The organism is Amycolatopsis sp. FDAARGOS 1241 (genome assembly GCF_016889705.1).
Lineage (GTDB): Bacteria > Actinomycetota > Actinomycetes > Mycobacteriales > Pseudonocardiaceae > Amycolatopsis.
The window spans coordinates 8,581,385-8,596,393 of the sequence record NZ_CP069526.1 but is presented as its reverse complement, the minus strand read 5'-3'; the positions used below and the strand labels follow the sequence as shown (position 1 = coordinate 8,596,393).

Here is a 15,009-nt window from a genome sequence, read left to right as displayed (position 1 = left end):
CTGGGCTCCACTCGTGCGCAGCGTCGCCTGGTCCGGTGTGGACTGCTCCGAGCCGGCGCCGCTCGGCGCACTTGTGTTGCCGCCCCCGGAGTTGGTGCCGGGGCTGGGTGATCCCGCGCCTGCGGCCGAGATCGTGGACTGGTCCGAGTCGGTGCCGGTCGAGGTGGCGGAATTGTCGCTGGGGGTGGAGCCGGTCGAGCTGTTGCTCGGCTGGTCCGAGCCGGAGCCTGTTGGGATGCCGAGATTGTTGCTGGGGGTGGAGTCGGCGGACTGGTCCGAGCCAGCGCCGGACAAGGTGCCGGAAATGCCGCTTTGGTGGGAGCCGGACGAGTTGTCATCGGACTGGTCCGAGGCGGTGCCGGGCAAGGTGCTGAAAATGTCGCTTTGGTGGGAGCCGGTCGAACCGTCGCTGGGCTGGTTCGAGCCAGTGCCGCTCGACGGGCCGGAATTGCCATCCTGCCACGGGTTGTGGGTACCGGACGGGGTTGGGCAGTTCTCGCTCGGCGCGCCGGACTCGTGCGAGTGTGAGCCGCTGCTGTCGTTCGCCGGCCCGCCCTCGGCCGGGTTGCCGGCGCCGGTCGTGGTGCCGTGGACGGCGCCCGTCGTCGCGGTTCCCTGTGAGCCGGCGCCGCCGCGCGAGCCGGAGCTGGTGTCCGAAGTCGACGCTCCGGACGGGCCGCCGTGGCGCGTGTCCCATGTGGACGTCTGCACCCGGCTGTGGTGGCTCTGCCGGTGTTCCCGTGCTTTTCCCGCGGCCTCACCGTGCGGAGCGCGCCCGGGCGCCGTTGCGACAGTCCTGCCAGAAGTGTCACCGCCGTGGGGGTGTTCGGCCGCGTCGGCGCTCGCGCCGGCGATCACGGCCCCCAGCAGCCACCCCACGACCGTCAACCCGCCCGCCAAAACGATCCGCGCAGCGGGCCGGGAGAGAGGTGCAGTCCACGGTCGCGAGCGGCGGATGCCGGGATCAGCGCTGGTGGCCGGGGGTGCGATGGTGCGCACGGATGCCGTGCCGCTCACGCCACCACCACCGTCCGCGCCTGAAGCTCATGCGGTTCGCCGCACGAGGCTGATCCAACTGGGGTTCTTCTCCGGCCAGGTCGCAGTTCCCCCGGGGCTGCACTCTTTCTAGCACCGCTCGCGAGTGTTTCATCTTCCCTGCGTTCGATCCACCCCGTAAGGCGGAACGGCGTTACCGGCTCCGGTGTCCGAATGGCCGAAGTCGATCACTGAGCGTGTGGTCGAGCAACGCGGTTGCGGCCATCCGGGCGGCCGGTCACACGGCGGTTGACCTGATGTTTCAGCGCGAGGACGTACCCCCGGTATCGTCAACCTGACGCGCTGTCAACGAAACCGGAGCGTCACCGGCCCGCACTCGCCGTGCGTTGTGACCGCGACCAGCGGAAGTGGTCAGCCGAGTTGCCGCAATCGCGCGACGGCTTCGTCGATGACTTCGTTCCGTTTGCAGAAGGCGAAACGCAGCAAGTGTTTCCACTCGTCCGGGTGATCTGTGAACACCTTGACGGGCACGGCCGCGACGCCGACGCGTTCGGGCAGTTCCCAAGCCAGTTCTGCCGCGTCGGAAAAACCGAGCGGACGGACGTCGGCCGTCACGAAGTAGGTGCCGGTGCTCGCGCGCACGGCGAAGCCCGCGTCGGCGAGGCCCGCGGAGAGCCGGTCGCGTTTGCCTTGCAAGCTCGTGCGCAGTTCTTCGACCCACGGGAGCTCGTGGTCCAGCGCGTACGCGACGGCCGGCTGCAGCGGTCCGCCCGAGACGAACGTGATGAACTGCTTCGCCGCCTTCACCGCGGCGACGAGTTCGGGCGTCGAGCAGACCCAGCCGATCTTCCAGCCGGTGCAGTTGAACGTCTTGCCGGCGCTGGAGATCGCGACTGTCCGCTCCCGCATGCCGGGCAGGGTGGCGAGCGGCACGTGCTCGGCGCCGTCGAACACGAGGTGCTCGTAGACCTCGTCGGTCACGGCGATGAGGTCGTGCTCAACGCACACCGCCGCGACGGCCTCCAGCTCGGCGCGGGAGAACACCGTGCCGGTCGGGTTGTGCGGCGAGTTCAGCAGCACGGCGCGGGTGCGAGGGGTGATGGCGTCGCGCAGGGCGTCGACGTCCAGCTCGAGGCGCCCGCCGGCCGTCTCGCGCAGGCCGAGCACGCGCCGCTGGGCGCCGGCCATCGCGACGGCCGCCGCGTACGAGTCGTAGTACGGCTCGACGACGATCACCTCGTCGCCGGCCTCGACCAGCGCGATGAGCGCCGCCGTGATGGCTTCGGTCGCGCCGGCCGTGACGAGGACCTCGGTGTCGGGGTCGTACTCGGTGCCGTAGCGCGTGCGGTGGCGCGAGATGGCCGCGCGCAGCTCGGGGCGGCCCGGGCCGGGCGGGTACTGGTTGTCGCCGCCGAACAGGGAGTTCTTGGCCGCTTCGAGCATGCCGGCGGGGCCGTCGGTGTCGGGGAAGCCCTGGCCGAGGTTGACGGCGCCGTGCTTCACGGCGAGTGCCGTCATCTCCGCGAAGATGGTCGCGGTGAAGGGCCGGAGACGGGGGACGAGAGCTGGTTCACGCACGAAAACGCATCCTCACGGACAATGGCGTCGTGGAGCAACTCACCCCAGCCAAGGTCACGCCCGCGGACCCGCCCGGAGGCGCCGCCGGCGAGGAGGCGAAGAAGCGCGGCCTGCGTCGCATGAAGCTGGTCGCGCTGGCCTTCCTGCTCGGCGCCACGGTTGTCTTCCTGCTCACGAGCTGGGCGGAGGCGGCCGGCTGGCCCGCCTGGGTCGGCTACGTCCGCGCTGCGGCGGAAGCCGGCATGGTCGGCGCGCTCGCCGACTGGTTCGCGGTCACCGCGCTGTTCCGGCACCCGCTCGGCCTGCGCATTCCGCACACCGCGATCATCCCCAACAAGAAGGACCAGCTCGGCAACAGCCTGGGCGACTTCGTCGGCTCGAACTTCCTGTCCGAGGCCGTCATCCGCGACAAGCTGAAGCGCGTCGAGATCTCCCGCCGCCTCGGCGGGTGGCTTTCGCAGCGCGAGAACGCGGAGCGCGTGACGTCCGAGCTCGCGACAGTGGTCCGCGGCGCCGTGACGGTCCTGCGCGACGAGGACGTGCAGGCGATCATGGAGCAAGCCGTGGTCAAGCGCGTGGTCGACCGGCCCTGGGGCCCGCCGCTCGGCAAGATCCTCGCGGGCGTCTTCGAAGACGGCGCGCACCACAACCTGGTGGATCTGATGTGCGACCGCGCGTACGAGTGGGTGCGGGACAACCACCAGACCGTGCTGCGAGTCGTCTCGGACCGCGCCCCGAGCTGGTCGCCGAAGTTCGTCGACGAAATGCTCGCGGACAAGGTGTACGGGGAGGTGCTGACCTTCGCGTGGGCCGTGAAGACGGACGTCAACCACCCGATGCGCCTCGCGCTGGACAAGTTCCTCGGCGAGTTCGCGCAGGACCTCCAGACCGACCCGAAGACGATGGAGCGCGCCGAGCAGGTCAAGGGCCAGATCGTCCACCACGCCGAGGTGCAGCGGCTCATCGGCTCCGCCTGGGCGACCGCGAAGGAGATGCTGCTCAACGCCGCCGAAGACCCGTCCAGCGAACTCCGCCTCCGCGTCCGCGGCGCCCTCGAATCCCTGGGCGACCGCCTCACCTCGGACCCCACGCTCTCCAGCAAGGTCGACGGCTGGGTCGAAGGCGCCGCGGCGTACCTGGTGAAGAACTACTCGAAGGAAATCACCACCATCATCACCGACACCGTCGAACGGTGGGACGCGGAAGAGACGTCGCGCAAGATCGAACTCCAGGTCGGGCGGGATCTGCAGTTCATCCGCATCAACGGCACAGTGGTCGGCGCCTTGGCGGGGTTGATCATCTACACGGTGGCACAGCTGCTTTTCTGAGCGACGACACCTGGCAAGGCGACGGGCGGTCCCCAGTCAGCCGTCGGCCGACCACGCCGAAACCCCTGCGCCCAGCCCCGCTCGGTGCCTCGAACAGGCGACCGACCCCTGGCTAGGAAACCGCCGCCCATCGACGCAAAGTTGTCCTGCGCCCAGCCCCGCTCGGTGCCTCGAACGGCGGCGCAGCCCGCTTATGCCACCGCCGGTTAACAACGCAAGCGTCCTGTGCCCAGCCCTGCCCGGCACCTCGAACGGCGAGGAATCCAAACACGAAACCGCCAGCAACAATGCAAAGCGTCCTGCACCCAGCCCCTGCCCGGCACCTCGATCCGAAGCCAAAACACGGCCGCCGACCCGGTGTCAAGGCACGCTTTCCCGCCTTGACACGGGGTCAGCGGCCGTAGTCACAGTCGCGCCTCGGGGTGCATACGCCACGCAACACGCCCTGCGCAGGACCGCATCCCAACCACAACACCACGCAACACGCCCCCGCGCGGGGCACGCATCAGCCCGAAACAAGCCCCACGAGTCCCTCCAACAGCCCTCATCCCCATCCCCCACAAAGCGCAACCTCACACCCAACGACCACGCACCGCACCCATCCGCACGCAACCCGTGCCTATACCACACCAGGGGGACCCCAAAACCAGTTGTCCACAGGAACCTGAGTTATCCCCCGGGTTATCCACAACTTTTCACGGTGATGGCCTAACGAGCATCCACAACTTGTGGGGATCCAGTGCTTCTGCACGTGCACATGTGGTGCCCGGCCCCAACCTGTCCACAGCCCCAACCGGGCACCATCAGTTGTGCACACCTACCGCCCGGGCGCGCCAGGACCGGGCCTTTTCGCGGTTTCCGCAGACGCGCATCGAACACCAGGTGCGCGAGCGGTTGCGGGACTCGTCGTAGAAGGCCCAGAGGCAGTCGTCGGCCGGGCAGATCTTGAGGCGCACCCAGTCGCCGCGGATGGCGAGGCGGGTGGCGGCGGCGAGGATCGTCGAGGTCGCGTCCGTGCCGAGCAGGCGGGGTTTGCCGTCGTCGAGGGAGAAGACGAGGGGGACTTCGAGGGAGGTGCCGGGCAGCCGGGGGTCGCCCACGGCCGCGCGCAGCCCGTCTCGCGCCGCTCGCGCGTCGTCGCCCTCGCCTGGGGACAGCTCGTGTTCCTCGGCCCACCATCGCCAGAGTTCGGGGCTGTCCAGCACATCCTCGCCGCGTTCGATGTCGACGGTGTTGAGGAAGTCCACCACCAGGGTCGCGTCGGTGTGCACGCAACCAGTGTACGAGTGATGCCGGTTGCTTCGTCGAACGATAACTCCCATAATCCGAACACCGGTTACTGGAGGGAGACGAAACATGGGTTCGACACCGACCTTCGGCGGCGTGGCCATCGACTGCCCGGACCCCGCGGCGCTCGCCGGCTTCTACCGCGCGCTGCTCGACTGGGCGGAACCCGACGTCACGCCGGACGGCCACTGGGCGCGGCTCGCGAACCCGCTCGGCGGAGCTCGTTTGGAGTTCCAGCGGGTGGTGGACTACCGGGCGCCGGAGTGGCCGTCCACTGAGAAGCCGCAGCAGGCGCACGTGGATCTGGACGTCACGGATCTGGAGGCCGCGCACGAACGCGTGCTGAGCCTCGGTGCGAAGCTGCTGGACGATTCGCCGAAGACGTTCCGCGTGTACGCAGACCCGGTGGGGCACCCGTTCTGCTTGTGCGCGTGCTGACGCGGCGGGCGGAACCTGCGTAGTCTCGGGAGGGTGATTTGTCCGAACTGTCAGAACCGGATGCGAACCGTCGGCAAGAACGGCATCCACATCGAACAGTGCGAAGCGTGCCGCGGGATCTTCCTGGACCACGGTGAGCTGGAGCAGATCGTCGGGGCCGAGAGCTCGTACTACGGGCAGCGGCCACCGCCCCCGTACGCGCACAGCCGGCCCGACTCGCCGCGCCCGTACCGCGGCGGGTACTCCGACTCGCCGCGGCCGTACCGGGGTGGGTACGCGGATTCGCCGCGGCCGTATCGCGGTGGTTACTCGGATTCGCCGCGGCCGTACGGCGGGCACCGCAAGCGCAGCTTCCTCGAGAACCTGTTCGACTGACCGCGGTGCACGCTCTGGACCTGCGGATCTGCCCCGCGTGCGGCGACCGGGCCGAGTCGCCGCACGCTTCGGGTGCCACCCTCGTCTGCTCGGTGTGCGGCCATCGCTGGCCCTTCCGGCGGCTCCCGCTGTTCGCGCTGACGGGCCCGAGTGGTGCCGGCAAGTCGACCGTCGGGCCGGCCCTCGCGACGCGGCTGGCCGGGGACGCCCTGGTCCTGGAGCAGGACGTCCTGTGGACAGGTGCCTGGCACGGTGACACCCGGGCCTTCCGCGCCACCTGGCTGCGCACGGCGGCGATGCTGCACCAGAACGGCCTGCCGGTCGTGCTGTGCGGCACCGTCGCCCCGCAGGAACTCGAGCCACTCCCGGAACGCGTGTTCTTCTCCGACGTGCACTACCTCGCCCTCGTCGCCTCCTCCGACGCTCTCCGCAAACGCTTGCGCGCCCGCCCCGCCTGGCGCGAATGGGACGAGCCGCGCATCGAGGAGATGCTGGCGTTCAACCTGTGGATACGCATGCAGGTCGAGCACATCGACACCACCCACGCACCGCTCGACGACGTGGTCGCGGACGTGGAGAAGTGGATCAGATCGAACCTGGGGGGCGATTCACCTGGGCATGGTGGCCAGGTCGAACCCAACTAGCGGCGCGCGGGTGGATAACGGATTGGGCCGAACCCAACGAGCTGTCTGCCAGGGGACGCATGGGTGGGTCGGACCCAGCGAGCGCCTGCGGGGTGGGGACAAGTAGTTGTGTCCTGCCGAGCGAGTCGGCGTGGTGGGGACGTGCGCGTGGGTTGGACCCAGCAAGTCGGTCTGGGGATGTGGGTGGTGGAGTTGGGTGGGTCGGGCCTAGTCGCAGAGTTTCCAGCGGAGGCCGTCGGGTTCGTCGAGCCAGAATTCTTGGTGTGGGCCGTCCAGGGTGAGGCCGAAGCGGTCGCGTTGGGGGCGGCCGAGGGATTCCCAGAGGACGTAGGCGCGTTCGGCGAGGTCCCAGAGTGCGCGGGGGCCGCCTTGGGCGATTTCTAGGGTGGTGCCGCGGGTGCGGTAGCGGGCCCAGGAGCCGTCGGGGTGGGTGAGGGCGAAGGAGCCTGGGCGGGGGTGATCGTCCGACTCGGACTGCGACTCCGAACCTGAACCCGAGCCCGGCCCTGAACCCGAGCCCGAGACCGAGTGCGAGCCCGAGACCGAGTGCGAGCCCGAGACCGGGCTTGGGCCTGAACCCGAACCTGAGTTCGGGTCCGAGCCTGGACTCGACCCAGGCCCCGAGCCCGTGACCGGCACTGAGCCCGAACCGGGACGGGCGCCCAAACCTGAGCTCGAGTCCGAGCCCGAGCATGGACCCGAGCCCGGCCCTGAGCCTGGACCCGCACCGGCGCCTGGACCCGAGCCCGGCCCTGAACCCGTGCCCGAGCCCGAGTCCGGCCCGGCGCCGGAGGCGCCCGTGGTGGACGGCTTCGGGGCGTTGCCGCTCGCTGGGGCCGGGGTGCCGGCCGAGGGACCGGCGGTCGGCCGACCGGGAGCCGCGCCGGCAGTGTCGGCGCCGAGGTCGCGGACCGGCTGGACGTCGGGGAGTTCCAGGGAGGCGAAGAACTCGAACTTCAGCCGCGGCTTCAGCACCAGGTCGAGCGGCAGCCGGGTGGGCCGCCAGTCGTCGTCGGAGGGGGTGGGTAGCGGGGGTGGGGGTGGCAGGCGGTGGGCGCGCAGCGGCATGAACCGGCCGTCCTGGGAGAGGACCTTGCCGCGGCCTGTCGCGCCCTCGCCGGCGGTGATGCGGACCAGGCCGGCGCCCAAGGGGCGGTTGAGGGTGGTCACGATGAGGCCGCCGGGGACCGTCTGCTCGAGCCACGCGGGCGGGATCGACGAAACCGAGGCCGTGCACAGCACCCGGTCGAACAGCACGCCTGACGGGAACCCGAGGGCGCCATCACCGACGGCCACGGCGGGGGCGTAGCCGGCTTCCTGCAAATGGGCCCGGGCCGAAGAAACCAGCCCGGCGTCGACGTCCATAGTGGACACCAAGCCAGAACCGCAGCGGTGGCTCAGCAACGCGGCGTTGTAACCGGTGCCGGTGCCGATCTCCAGCACCCGGTGCCCGTCCCCGACGCGCAGCTCCTCGAGCATGATCGCCATGATTGCGGGCATGCTCGACGAACTCGTCGGCACGCCGGAAAGCGGGCCGGTGGCGCGTGCCTCTTCCCACAGCGACGAGTCGTCGTCTAGTTGGGTAACCAGGACATCGCGGGAGTACACGCGCTCGAGCCACCCGGGATCGCCGCGGTCGACGGCGGCCCAGAGGTCGCCGGCGCGGATGAAGAAGCGCGGCAGGAACACGTGGCGCGGCACGCTGCGGAACGCGTCGACCCACTTGGGGTCGTGCAGCACGTCCTCTTCGATCAGCTGCTTGACCAGCCTGCGGCGCAGCCGTTGTGTCGCCATGGCACCACCGTAGCGGCGGGTGAGCGGAGCCACACCCACAAGTGCAAGCAGGGTGCTTGCAATAGCTAGCACTCCCGCGTACCGTCGAAGACGTCGCGAGGAGGTGACCGGATGACAGAACCCGGCGGGACCCAGAACCCGATGGAAAAGGTCGCGGACATCGCCTCCGACATCGGTGAGTACATCCGCCAGCAGCGCAGTTCCGCGAAGATTTCGTTGCGCCAGCTGTCGAAACTCGCCGGCGTGTCCAATCCGTACTTGAGCCAGATCGAGCGCGGGGTGCGCAAACCCAGCGCGGAGATCCTCCAGCAGATCGCCAAAGGGCTGCGCATCTCGGCCGAAGCCCTGTACGTGCAGGCGGGGATCCTCGACCTCCCCACGGGCGGGCCGGTCGGCGAAGCGATCCGCGCCGACACGGAGCTGACCGAGCGCCAGAAGCAGGTCCTGCTCGACGTCTACGAGTCGTTCCGGCGCGAGAACGCCGCCCAGAAGCCGAAGCCCGCCACAGACCAGACCACGACCACCGAGGAGCCGGTATGACCACCCCCAAGTCCGAGGACGTCCGCAAGGCCGTCAGCACCGCCATCGACCAGGTCCGCACCCCGCTGCTCGCCGCGCTCGGCGCCGGCAACCTGGCCACCCACGCCGTGACGGACGCCGTCGCCAAGGCCCGCAAGAGCGGCGAGCAGGCCCGCAAGAACCTCGAGGAGCTGCCGACCGACGTCGAGAGCCTTCGCGGGAAGCTCGACCCGGCCGAGCTGCGCAAGGTCATCGACGAGTACACCGAGGCCGCGCTCAAGCTCTACAACAAGCTCGCCGAATCCGGCGAGCAGGCCTGGGACAAGATCGCCGCGCAGCCGCAGGTGAAGCAGGCCCTCGAGCAGCTCGACCAGGCGCTGGCCACGGCCCAGACCCGCGTCGACGGCCTCGCCGAGGAGACCCGCGGCCGTGTCGACGACGTGCTGGCCAAGGTGACCAAGCGCACCCGCTCGACCGGCGAGAAGGCCGCCCGCAAGGTGTCCGAGGTGGCGAACGAAACCGCCGAGGCCGTCGAGGAGCTCGGTGACGACCTGGCCCACGAGACGCGCTCCGTGACCCGCAAGGCCGCCAACCGCACGGCGCCGAAGACGGCTTCGCCGGCGCGCCGCACCACGACCACCGCCGCGAAGAAGCCGGCCGAGCCCAAGGCCGAGAAGTAACGAACGACACCCCGGGCCCCGGCGGCGACCGCTGCCGGGGCCCGGGCGTGTTGGGTGGTTTGCCGTAAGCTGAGCTGGTGCTGGTTGCCGAATGGATCCTCAGGGTCATCCACTGGGGCAGCGCCTTGCTCGGGCTCTTCGCCTTCGTCCACGCGCTGCTGCAGCGCTCCGACGCGTATTCGGCGGCGGACAAGAAGACCAAGCCGATCTGGCTGCTCATCACCGGTGGCGCCACCCTCGCGATGGTCCTGTTCGACGTCGGCAACGCCGGCATGATCTTCTACGTGCCCGCCATGGCGGCGACCCTCGTGTACCTCGTGGACGTCCGCCCGCGCCTCATCGAAGTGCAACGGGGTAACCGCAACTGGTGACCCGCGCCGCGCGTAGATTCGGATCGTGACCACCTGGACCATCGCCGGGAGCCTCACGGTCGTCCCCGCGCCCACCCGCACCGACCTGCTCGCCGAACCCGTCGCGAAGGCGCTCGCCGCGCTGGCGGACCCCGACGCGGTCGGCGTCGCCGAAATCGACCCCGAGCTCGCCGACACGGCCGCGTTCTGCGAGGCCTACGGCTCGCCGCTGGACGCGTCGGCCAACTGCGTCGTCGTCGCCGGCAAGCGCGCCGGTGAGGTCCGCTTCGCCGCCGCGATGGTGCTCGCCACCACCCGGGCCGACGTCAACGGCGTGATCAAGCGCCGCCTCGACGTGCGCAAGGCGTCATTCGCCCCGATGGACGAAGCCGTGTCGCTCACGGGCATGGAGTACGGCGGCATCACGCCCGTCGGCCTGCCCGCCGAATGGCCGATCCTCATCGACGCGCGCGTGGCCGCCGCGCCGGAGGTCGTGATCGGCAGCGGCATCCGCGGCAGCAAGCTCCTCATCTCCGGCGCAGCCCTGCAGTCGCTGCCGAACGCCGAGGTCATCGAGGACCTCGCCCGGTGACGTCCGTCTGGCTCCGATACTTGGCGGGCGAAGACATCGACAGCCTCGGCCTCACGCACGCCGACATCGTCGGCGCCGTCGAGGACGTGCTGGCCGACCACGGCCGCGGCGACGTCGTGTTCGAGCCGCGCACGCACCTCGTGCCGGACAACGGCGGCAAGGGCCACTTCAACGTCCTGCGCGGCCACCTGTCGGCCAAGCAGGTGAGCGGAGTGAAGGTCGTCGGCGACTTCGTCTCGAACTTCGAACGCGGCCTGCCCAGCGAGATGGCGCTGATCCTGCTGCTCGACCCCGAAACGGGGATGCCGCGCGCGATCGTCGACGGCACCACGATCACCGAGGCCCGCACGGGCGCCATGACGGCCGTCGGTGCGAAGTACCTCGCGCGGCCGGATGCGAAGGTGCTCGGGCACGTCGGCGCACGCGGCACGGCGTGGTGGAACGTGGTGCTGCTCGATTCGCTGTTCGACTTCGACGAGATCCGCGTGACGAGCAAGCGCCCGGAATCGCGCGAGGACTTCGGGCGACGGCTGTCGGAGCACCTCGGCAAGGACGTGCGCGTGTGCGACACCGCGGCCGAAACGCTCGACGGCGCCGACATCCTCGTCGAGGCGTCGCGGCTGACGGAGCCGGAGGCGCTGGTGCGCAAGGAGTTCCTGCGCCCGGGCTCGTTCCTCGTGCCGTACGGCACCATCAGCGCGCTCGAACTCACGCTGCTCGACACCGTGGACAAGGTCGTGGTCGACGACTGGCGCGAATCGCAGTCGGGCAATCCGCGCTTCGGCGCGCTACGGCCGCAGCTCAACGCCGGTTTGCTCACGGCGAGCGACGTGCACGCCGAAATCGGTGACGTCGTCGCGGGCAACCGGCCCGGCCGCGAGAGCGACGCCGAGCGGATCCTGTTCTGGCACCGCGGACTGTCCACAACGGACGTTGCAGTGGCGCACCTGATCCTGCAACGCGCCGAAGCCGCGGAAATCGGCACGATGCTGCCGTACCGGTGATCGTCCGCAGCCCCGCCGACGTCCTGGCGGCTCCCGGCGAACGACTCGAACTCCACCCGGCCCTGCTGGTCGACCTGGCGGAGAACCGTGCGGCGATGCTGGCCGCGCTCGACCACGCGGGCACGCCGGTCTACGGGGTCAACACCGGCATGGGCCGGCTCGCCGGCGTGCGGCTCACCGCGGACCAGCAGGCCGAGCACCAGCGGAACCTGCTGGTCGGCCGGGCCGTCGGCGGACCGCCGTGGCTCTCGCCCGAGCTCACGCGGACGCTGCTGCTCATGCGGCTGCGCGGCTTCCTGCGGCCGGAACCGGCGGTGAGCCCGGCGCTCGTGACGTTCCTCGCCGACCGCCTCAACGACGGCTTCCTGCCCGCCGTGCCGAGCGCCGGCCTCGGCAGTGCCGGCGAGATCATCCCGCTGGCCCACGCGTTCCAGACGTTCGCCGGGCTCGGTTCGGTGCTGGAGGACGGTGTTCTCACGCCCGCAGCCGACGCGCTCGTGCGCCGGGGTGTCCAGCCGCTGGTGCTGGGCCCGAAGGAAGGCGCGAGCCTCATCCAGGGCTCACCGCTGGCCGAGGCGTACGCGTGGCTCGGTGCCCGGCGGGCTGCGGCACTGGCCGACCTGCAGACGCAGTGCGCCGCGATCGCCGTCGACGTGCTCGGCGCGCCGCACGCCGTTTACCGCTACGGCGCCTCGGCGCGGTTCCGCGAGCTCATCGCCGGCGCCGAACCGCGCGCCGGGGTCGTGCAGGCGCCGATCTCCGTGCGCGTCGGCCCCCGCGTGCTGGCACACCTGGCGCGAGTCACCGCCGAACTACACGACGAGCTCCGGCTGGGGTGGGACGAACCGGGCGATTCACCGTCCTTTGTGGATGGTGAATTCGTGACCACCACCGGCTACCACGCCGCAGGACTGGGCCTCAGGATGGACGCGCTCAAGGCTGCTCTGGTGCACGTCGGAGAGATCGCCGTGCAGCGCCTGCACCGGCTGCTCGACCCGCAGTTCAGCGGACTGCCCGCGCAGCTGGCCGTGGACCCGGGCCCGCAGGCCGGGCTCACCCCGCTGCACAAACGCGCGGCCGGCGAGCTGCACGCCCTGCGCCGCCTGGCCGCGCCCGCCACGCTCGGCTCCCTCGACACGTCCGCCGGCCAGGAGGACGTGCAGGCCTTCGCCTGGGCCGCCGGCGCGGAACTCCACGCCGCCCTGGACCACCTCACGGCCATCACGGCGTGCGAACTGATCGCCGGTTCGCAGGCGCGCTACCTGCGCGGAACCGGCGCGCCGGCACTGGAGCCGCTCTACGCGTGGGTCGCCGAGCGCGTCAAACCGCTGGACGCGGACCGCTCGCTGGGCCCGGAACTCACGCGGCTGATCGAGGAGCTGACCTAGCTTGAGTTTTAACGTCTGAGTGGTCGGTGGTGACCCCTGTCGATCATGAGTGAAGCCCTTGGTCGATCATTCCTTCTTGCGACAGACGGAAGATCGAGCCAAGGGCTTCAATTGATCAGTGTGCACCACGCTGGCGCCACCGGCGCGGGCAGGGAGCTGTCCGCGCTCCGGCAGGAGTTCTACCGATGCCTGCCCCGGCGAGCGGACGCGTTGTTCGAGCTGACCGACGCAGTGTTGTGCGCGGACGGTCCGGTCCGGTCGATCGCGGAGCTGTCCCTGGCCGGTGAGCACCGTCGCGGCCACGGCAGCAGCTATGCCGCACTGGCACGCGGACGGGTCGACATCGATCGGCTACGCAACGCGCTGAGCGGGGTCCCGCTGCCGCGCGCCGCAGACGGGCGGCTGGTGCTGGCGGTGGACGTGACCTGCTGGCTGCGTCCGGAAGCACACACCTGCCCGCAGCGGATCTTGTGTCACACCTACGGCCGTGGCAGGGACCAGCACATGATGGTGCCGGGCTGGCCCTACTCCGTGGTCGTCGCGCTCGAGTCCGGGCGGGGTTCGTGGACCGCGCCGCTGGACGCGGTCCGGCTCACACCCGGCGACAACGCCGCAAACGTGACCGCCCAGCAGATCCGCGCCGTGGTGGGCCGCCTCGTCGCGGCCGGGCACTGGCGGCCGGGAGACCCGGACATCCTGCTGGTCGCCGACGCCGGCTACGACGGCCCCCGCCTGGCCCACGTGCTGGCCGATCTTCCGATCACCGTGCTGGTGCGGATGCGCACCGACCGGGTCCTGCACCGCCCGGTCCCGCCGCAGCGATCCGGCACGTTGGGCAGGCCCCGCCGCCACGGCGACGAGTTCGCTTTCGGTGACCCGGCCACCTGGGGACAACCCGATGCCGTCACCGAAACCACGACCCGGCTCTACGGTCCCGCGCTGATCCGGGCTTGGGATCGGCTGCATCCACGGCTGACCCACCGCATCGCCTGGGCCGGCCACGACGGCGCTCTGCCGATCATCGAGGGCACCGTGATCCGGCTGCAGGTCGAGCGCCTGCCCTCCGGCGCGATCCCAAAACCGGTGTGGCTCTGGCACTCGCGCACTGGCCTGGGCCACGCCGAGGTTGATCTGGCCTGGCAGGCGTTCCTGCGCCGCTTCGATATCGAGCACACCTTCCGCATGCTCAAGCAGACCCTCGGCTGGACCACCCCGAAACTTCGCTCGCCCGAGGCGGCCGACCGATGGACCTGGCTGCTGCTGAGCGCTTACACCCAGCTGCGGCTCGCCCGCGACCTCACAGCGGATCTGCGCCGCCCCTGGGAAAGACCCCGACCAGCCCTGCGGCTCTCCCCGGCACGGGTCCGCCGAGGGTTTCGGAACCTGCGTCCACAACTCGCCTGCCCGGCCGGTGTCCCGAAACCGTCGCGGCCCGGTCCTGGACGTCCCGCCGGAACAGTCAACCACCGGCCCGCATCACGCCACGACGTCTACGTCGTCACCAGCACGAACACCCGAAAATCCAAACACGGCAAGAACACCAGATCGAGCAACCCACGACCCCGCCGAACAGGTTAAAACCCAAGCTAGCGCCTGTCCGGTAAGTCATCTGAGCCAGAAGATAATGGCGGCAATGGTGAGTTCGGCCCGGTAGCAGGCAGCGCAGTTGGTGTAGCGGGTGGCCAGGTCGCGCAACTGCTCGAGCCGGTTGACGCAGCGTTCGGCCACGGTGCGCTGCTGGTCGGTCTCGGCGTCGAAGGTGGGTGGTCGCCCGCTGCGGGAGCCGTTCGCGGCGCGGCGGGCGATCTGGTCGTCGGGCTCGGGACTGACGAAGCGGGTCCGCTTTGTGCGCATCGCGTGCCGGGTGGCGGGGCGCGAGTAGGCCTTGTCCGCGATCACCGTGCCGGGTCGGCATCGCGGCGGCCCGTGCCATGTCGAGCGACCGCAACGCCGTCCAGCAGCGGACACAATCGCGGGTTGTCAGCGGCCTGGCCGCCGGTAAGCAACGCCCGGGTCGGCAGCCTTCGCCCGTCGAC

15 protein-coding genes and 1 pseudogene are annotated in these 15,009 nt (G+C 70.3%); 12 read left to right on the top strand and 4 right to left on the bottom strand.

What is annotated here, in order from left to right; genetic code table 11:
* Positions 1-13: 13 nt before the first annotated feature.
* Positions 14-1,129 carry a hypothetical protein gene (locus tag I6J71_RS41685; RefSeq protein WP_204091874.1) on the top strand — a complete coding sequence of 372 codons (1,116 nt, stop codon included), beginning with the start codon at positions 14-16 and terminating at the stop codon, positions 1,127-1,129.
* Positions 1,130-1,407: 278 nt separating this feature from the next.
* Here I6J71_RS41685 and I6J71_RS41680 read toward each other — a convergent pair whose 3' ends face one another.
* Complete coding sequence (locus I6J71_RS41680; RefSeq protein ID WP_204091873.1) at positions 1,408-2,574, bottom strand: pyridoxal phosphate-dependent aminotransferase; 1,167 nt, start codon at positions 2,572-2,574, stop codon at positions 1,408-1,410.
* Positions 2,575-2,603: 29 nt separating this feature from the next.
* Here I6J71_RS41680 and I6J71_RS41675 point away from each other — a divergent pair, with 29 nt between their 5' ends.
* On the top strand, positions 2,604-3,902 hold the full coding sequence (locus I6J71_RS41675; RefSeq protein WP_204091872.1) for a DUF445 domain-containing protein: 1,299 nt from the start codon (positions 2,604-2,606) through the stop codon (positions 3,900-3,902).
* 803 nt (positions 3,903-4,705) lie between these two features.
* On the opposite strand, the gene I6J71_RS41670 is transcribed toward I6J71_RS41675, so the two are convergent.
* Entirely contained in the window at positions 4,706-5,173 is a 468-nt protein-coding gene (locus I6J71_RS41670; RefSeq protein WP_204091871.1) for a CGNR zinc finger domain-containing protein, read from the bottom strand.
* Positions 5,174-5,258: 85 nt separating this feature from the next.
* Between I6J71_RS41670 and I6J71_RS41665 the strand changes: the two genes are divergently transcribed.
* From I6J71_RS41665 to I6J71_RS41655, 3 genes are read left to right on the top strand one after another with little or no spacing between them, the layout of a single operon-like run.
* A complete protein-coding gene (locus I6J71_RS41665) occupies positions 5,259-5,627 on the top strand; it encodes a VOC family protein (RefSeq protein ID WP_204091870.1) in 369 nt (122 codons plus the stop codon).
* A gap of 60 nt (positions 5,628-5,687) precedes the next feature.
* Positions 5,688-6,002, top strand: a complete 315-nt coding sequence (locus I6J71_RS41660) for a zf-TFIIB domain-containing protein (RefSeq protein WP_239154209.1) — start codon at positions 5,688-5,690, stop codon at positions 6,000-6,002.
* 5 nt (positions 6,003-6,007) lie between these two features.
* Positions 6,008-6,646: a nucleoside kinase gene (locus I6J71_RS41655; RefSeq protein ID WP_239154208.1), complete on the top strand. Its 639-nt coding sequence runs from the start codon at positions 6,008-6,010 to the stop codon at positions 6,644-6,646.
* Between the two features lie 891 nt (positions 6,647-7,537).
* Here the strand turns inward: I6J71_RS41655 and I6J71_RS51460 are convergent.
* Positions 7,538-8,440 (bottom strand): annotated as a pseudogene (locus I6J71_RS51460) (methyltransferase domain-containing protein); the annotation flags it as partial.
* Positions 8,441-8,581: 141 nt separating this feature from the next.
* Here I6J71_RS51460 and I6J71_RS41645 point away from each other — a divergent pair.
* The 7 genes from I6J71_RS41645 (at position 8,582) to I6J71_RS41615 (ending at position 14,551) form a co-directional block, all read left to right on the top strand.
* Positions 8,582-8,980 carry a helix-turn-helix domain-containing protein gene (locus tag I6J71_RS41645; RefSeq protein WP_204097509.1) on the top strand — a complete coding sequence of 133 codons (399 nt, stop codon included), beginning with the start codon at positions 8,582-8,584 and terminating at the stop codon, positions 8,978-8,980.
* The gene (locus I6J71_RS41640; protein WP_204091869.1) at positions 8,977-9,639 is read left to right on the top strand and encodes a hypothetical protein; all 663 of its coding nucleotides are present in this window, start codon (positions 8,977-8,979) and stop codon (positions 9,637-9,639) included. Before I6J71_RS41645 ends, I6J71_RS41640 begins: the two co-directional genes overlap by 4 nt.
* Before the next feature lie 77 nt (positions 9,640-9,716).
* Positions 9,717-10,010 (top strand): DUF2516 family protein, encoded by a 294-nt coding sequence (locus I6J71_RS41635; RefSeq protein WP_204091868.1) that lies wholly within the window; start codon positions 9,717-9,719, stop codon positions 10,008-10,010.
* Between the two features lie 25 nt (positions 10,011-10,035).
* Positions 10,036-10,581 (top strand): YbaK/EbsC family protein, encoded by a 546-nt coding sequence (locus I6J71_RS41630; RefSeq protein WP_204091867.1) that lies wholly within the window; start codon positions 10,036-10,038, stop codon positions 10,579-10,581.
* A complete protein-coding gene (locus I6J71_RS41625; protein ID WP_204091866.1) occupies positions 10,578-11,585 on the top strand; it encodes an ornithine cyclodeaminase family protein in 1,008 nt (335 codons plus the stop codon). The genes I6J71_RS41630 and I6J71_RS41625 overlap by 4 nt, the downstream gene beginning before the upstream one ends.
* Positions 11,582-12,973 carry an aromatic amino acid lyase gene (locus I6J71_RS41620; protein ID WP_370542046.1) on the top strand — a complete coding sequence of 464 codons (1,392 nt, stop codon included), beginning with the start codon at positions 11,582-11,584 and terminating at the stop codon, positions 12,971-12,973. Before I6J71_RS41625 ends, I6J71_RS41620 begins: the two co-directional genes overlap by 4 nt.
* Before the next feature lie 120 nt (positions 12,974-13,093).
* Positions 13,094-14,551: an NF041680 family putative transposase gene (locus I6J71_RS41615; protein ID WP_239155398.1), complete on the top strand. Its 1,458-nt coding sequence runs from the start codon at positions 13,094-13,096 to the stop codon at positions 14,549-14,551.
* Between the two features lie 27 nt (positions 14,552-14,578).
* On the opposite strand, the gene I6J71_RS41610 is transcribed toward I6J71_RS41615, so the two are convergent.
* Positions 14,579-14,872 (bottom strand): transposase, encoded by a 294-nt coding sequence (locus I6J71_RS41610; protein ID WP_204091865.1) that lies wholly within the window; start codon positions 14,870-14,872, stop codon positions 14,579-14,581.
* Between the last annotated feature and the right edge of the window lie 137 nt (positions 14,873-15,009).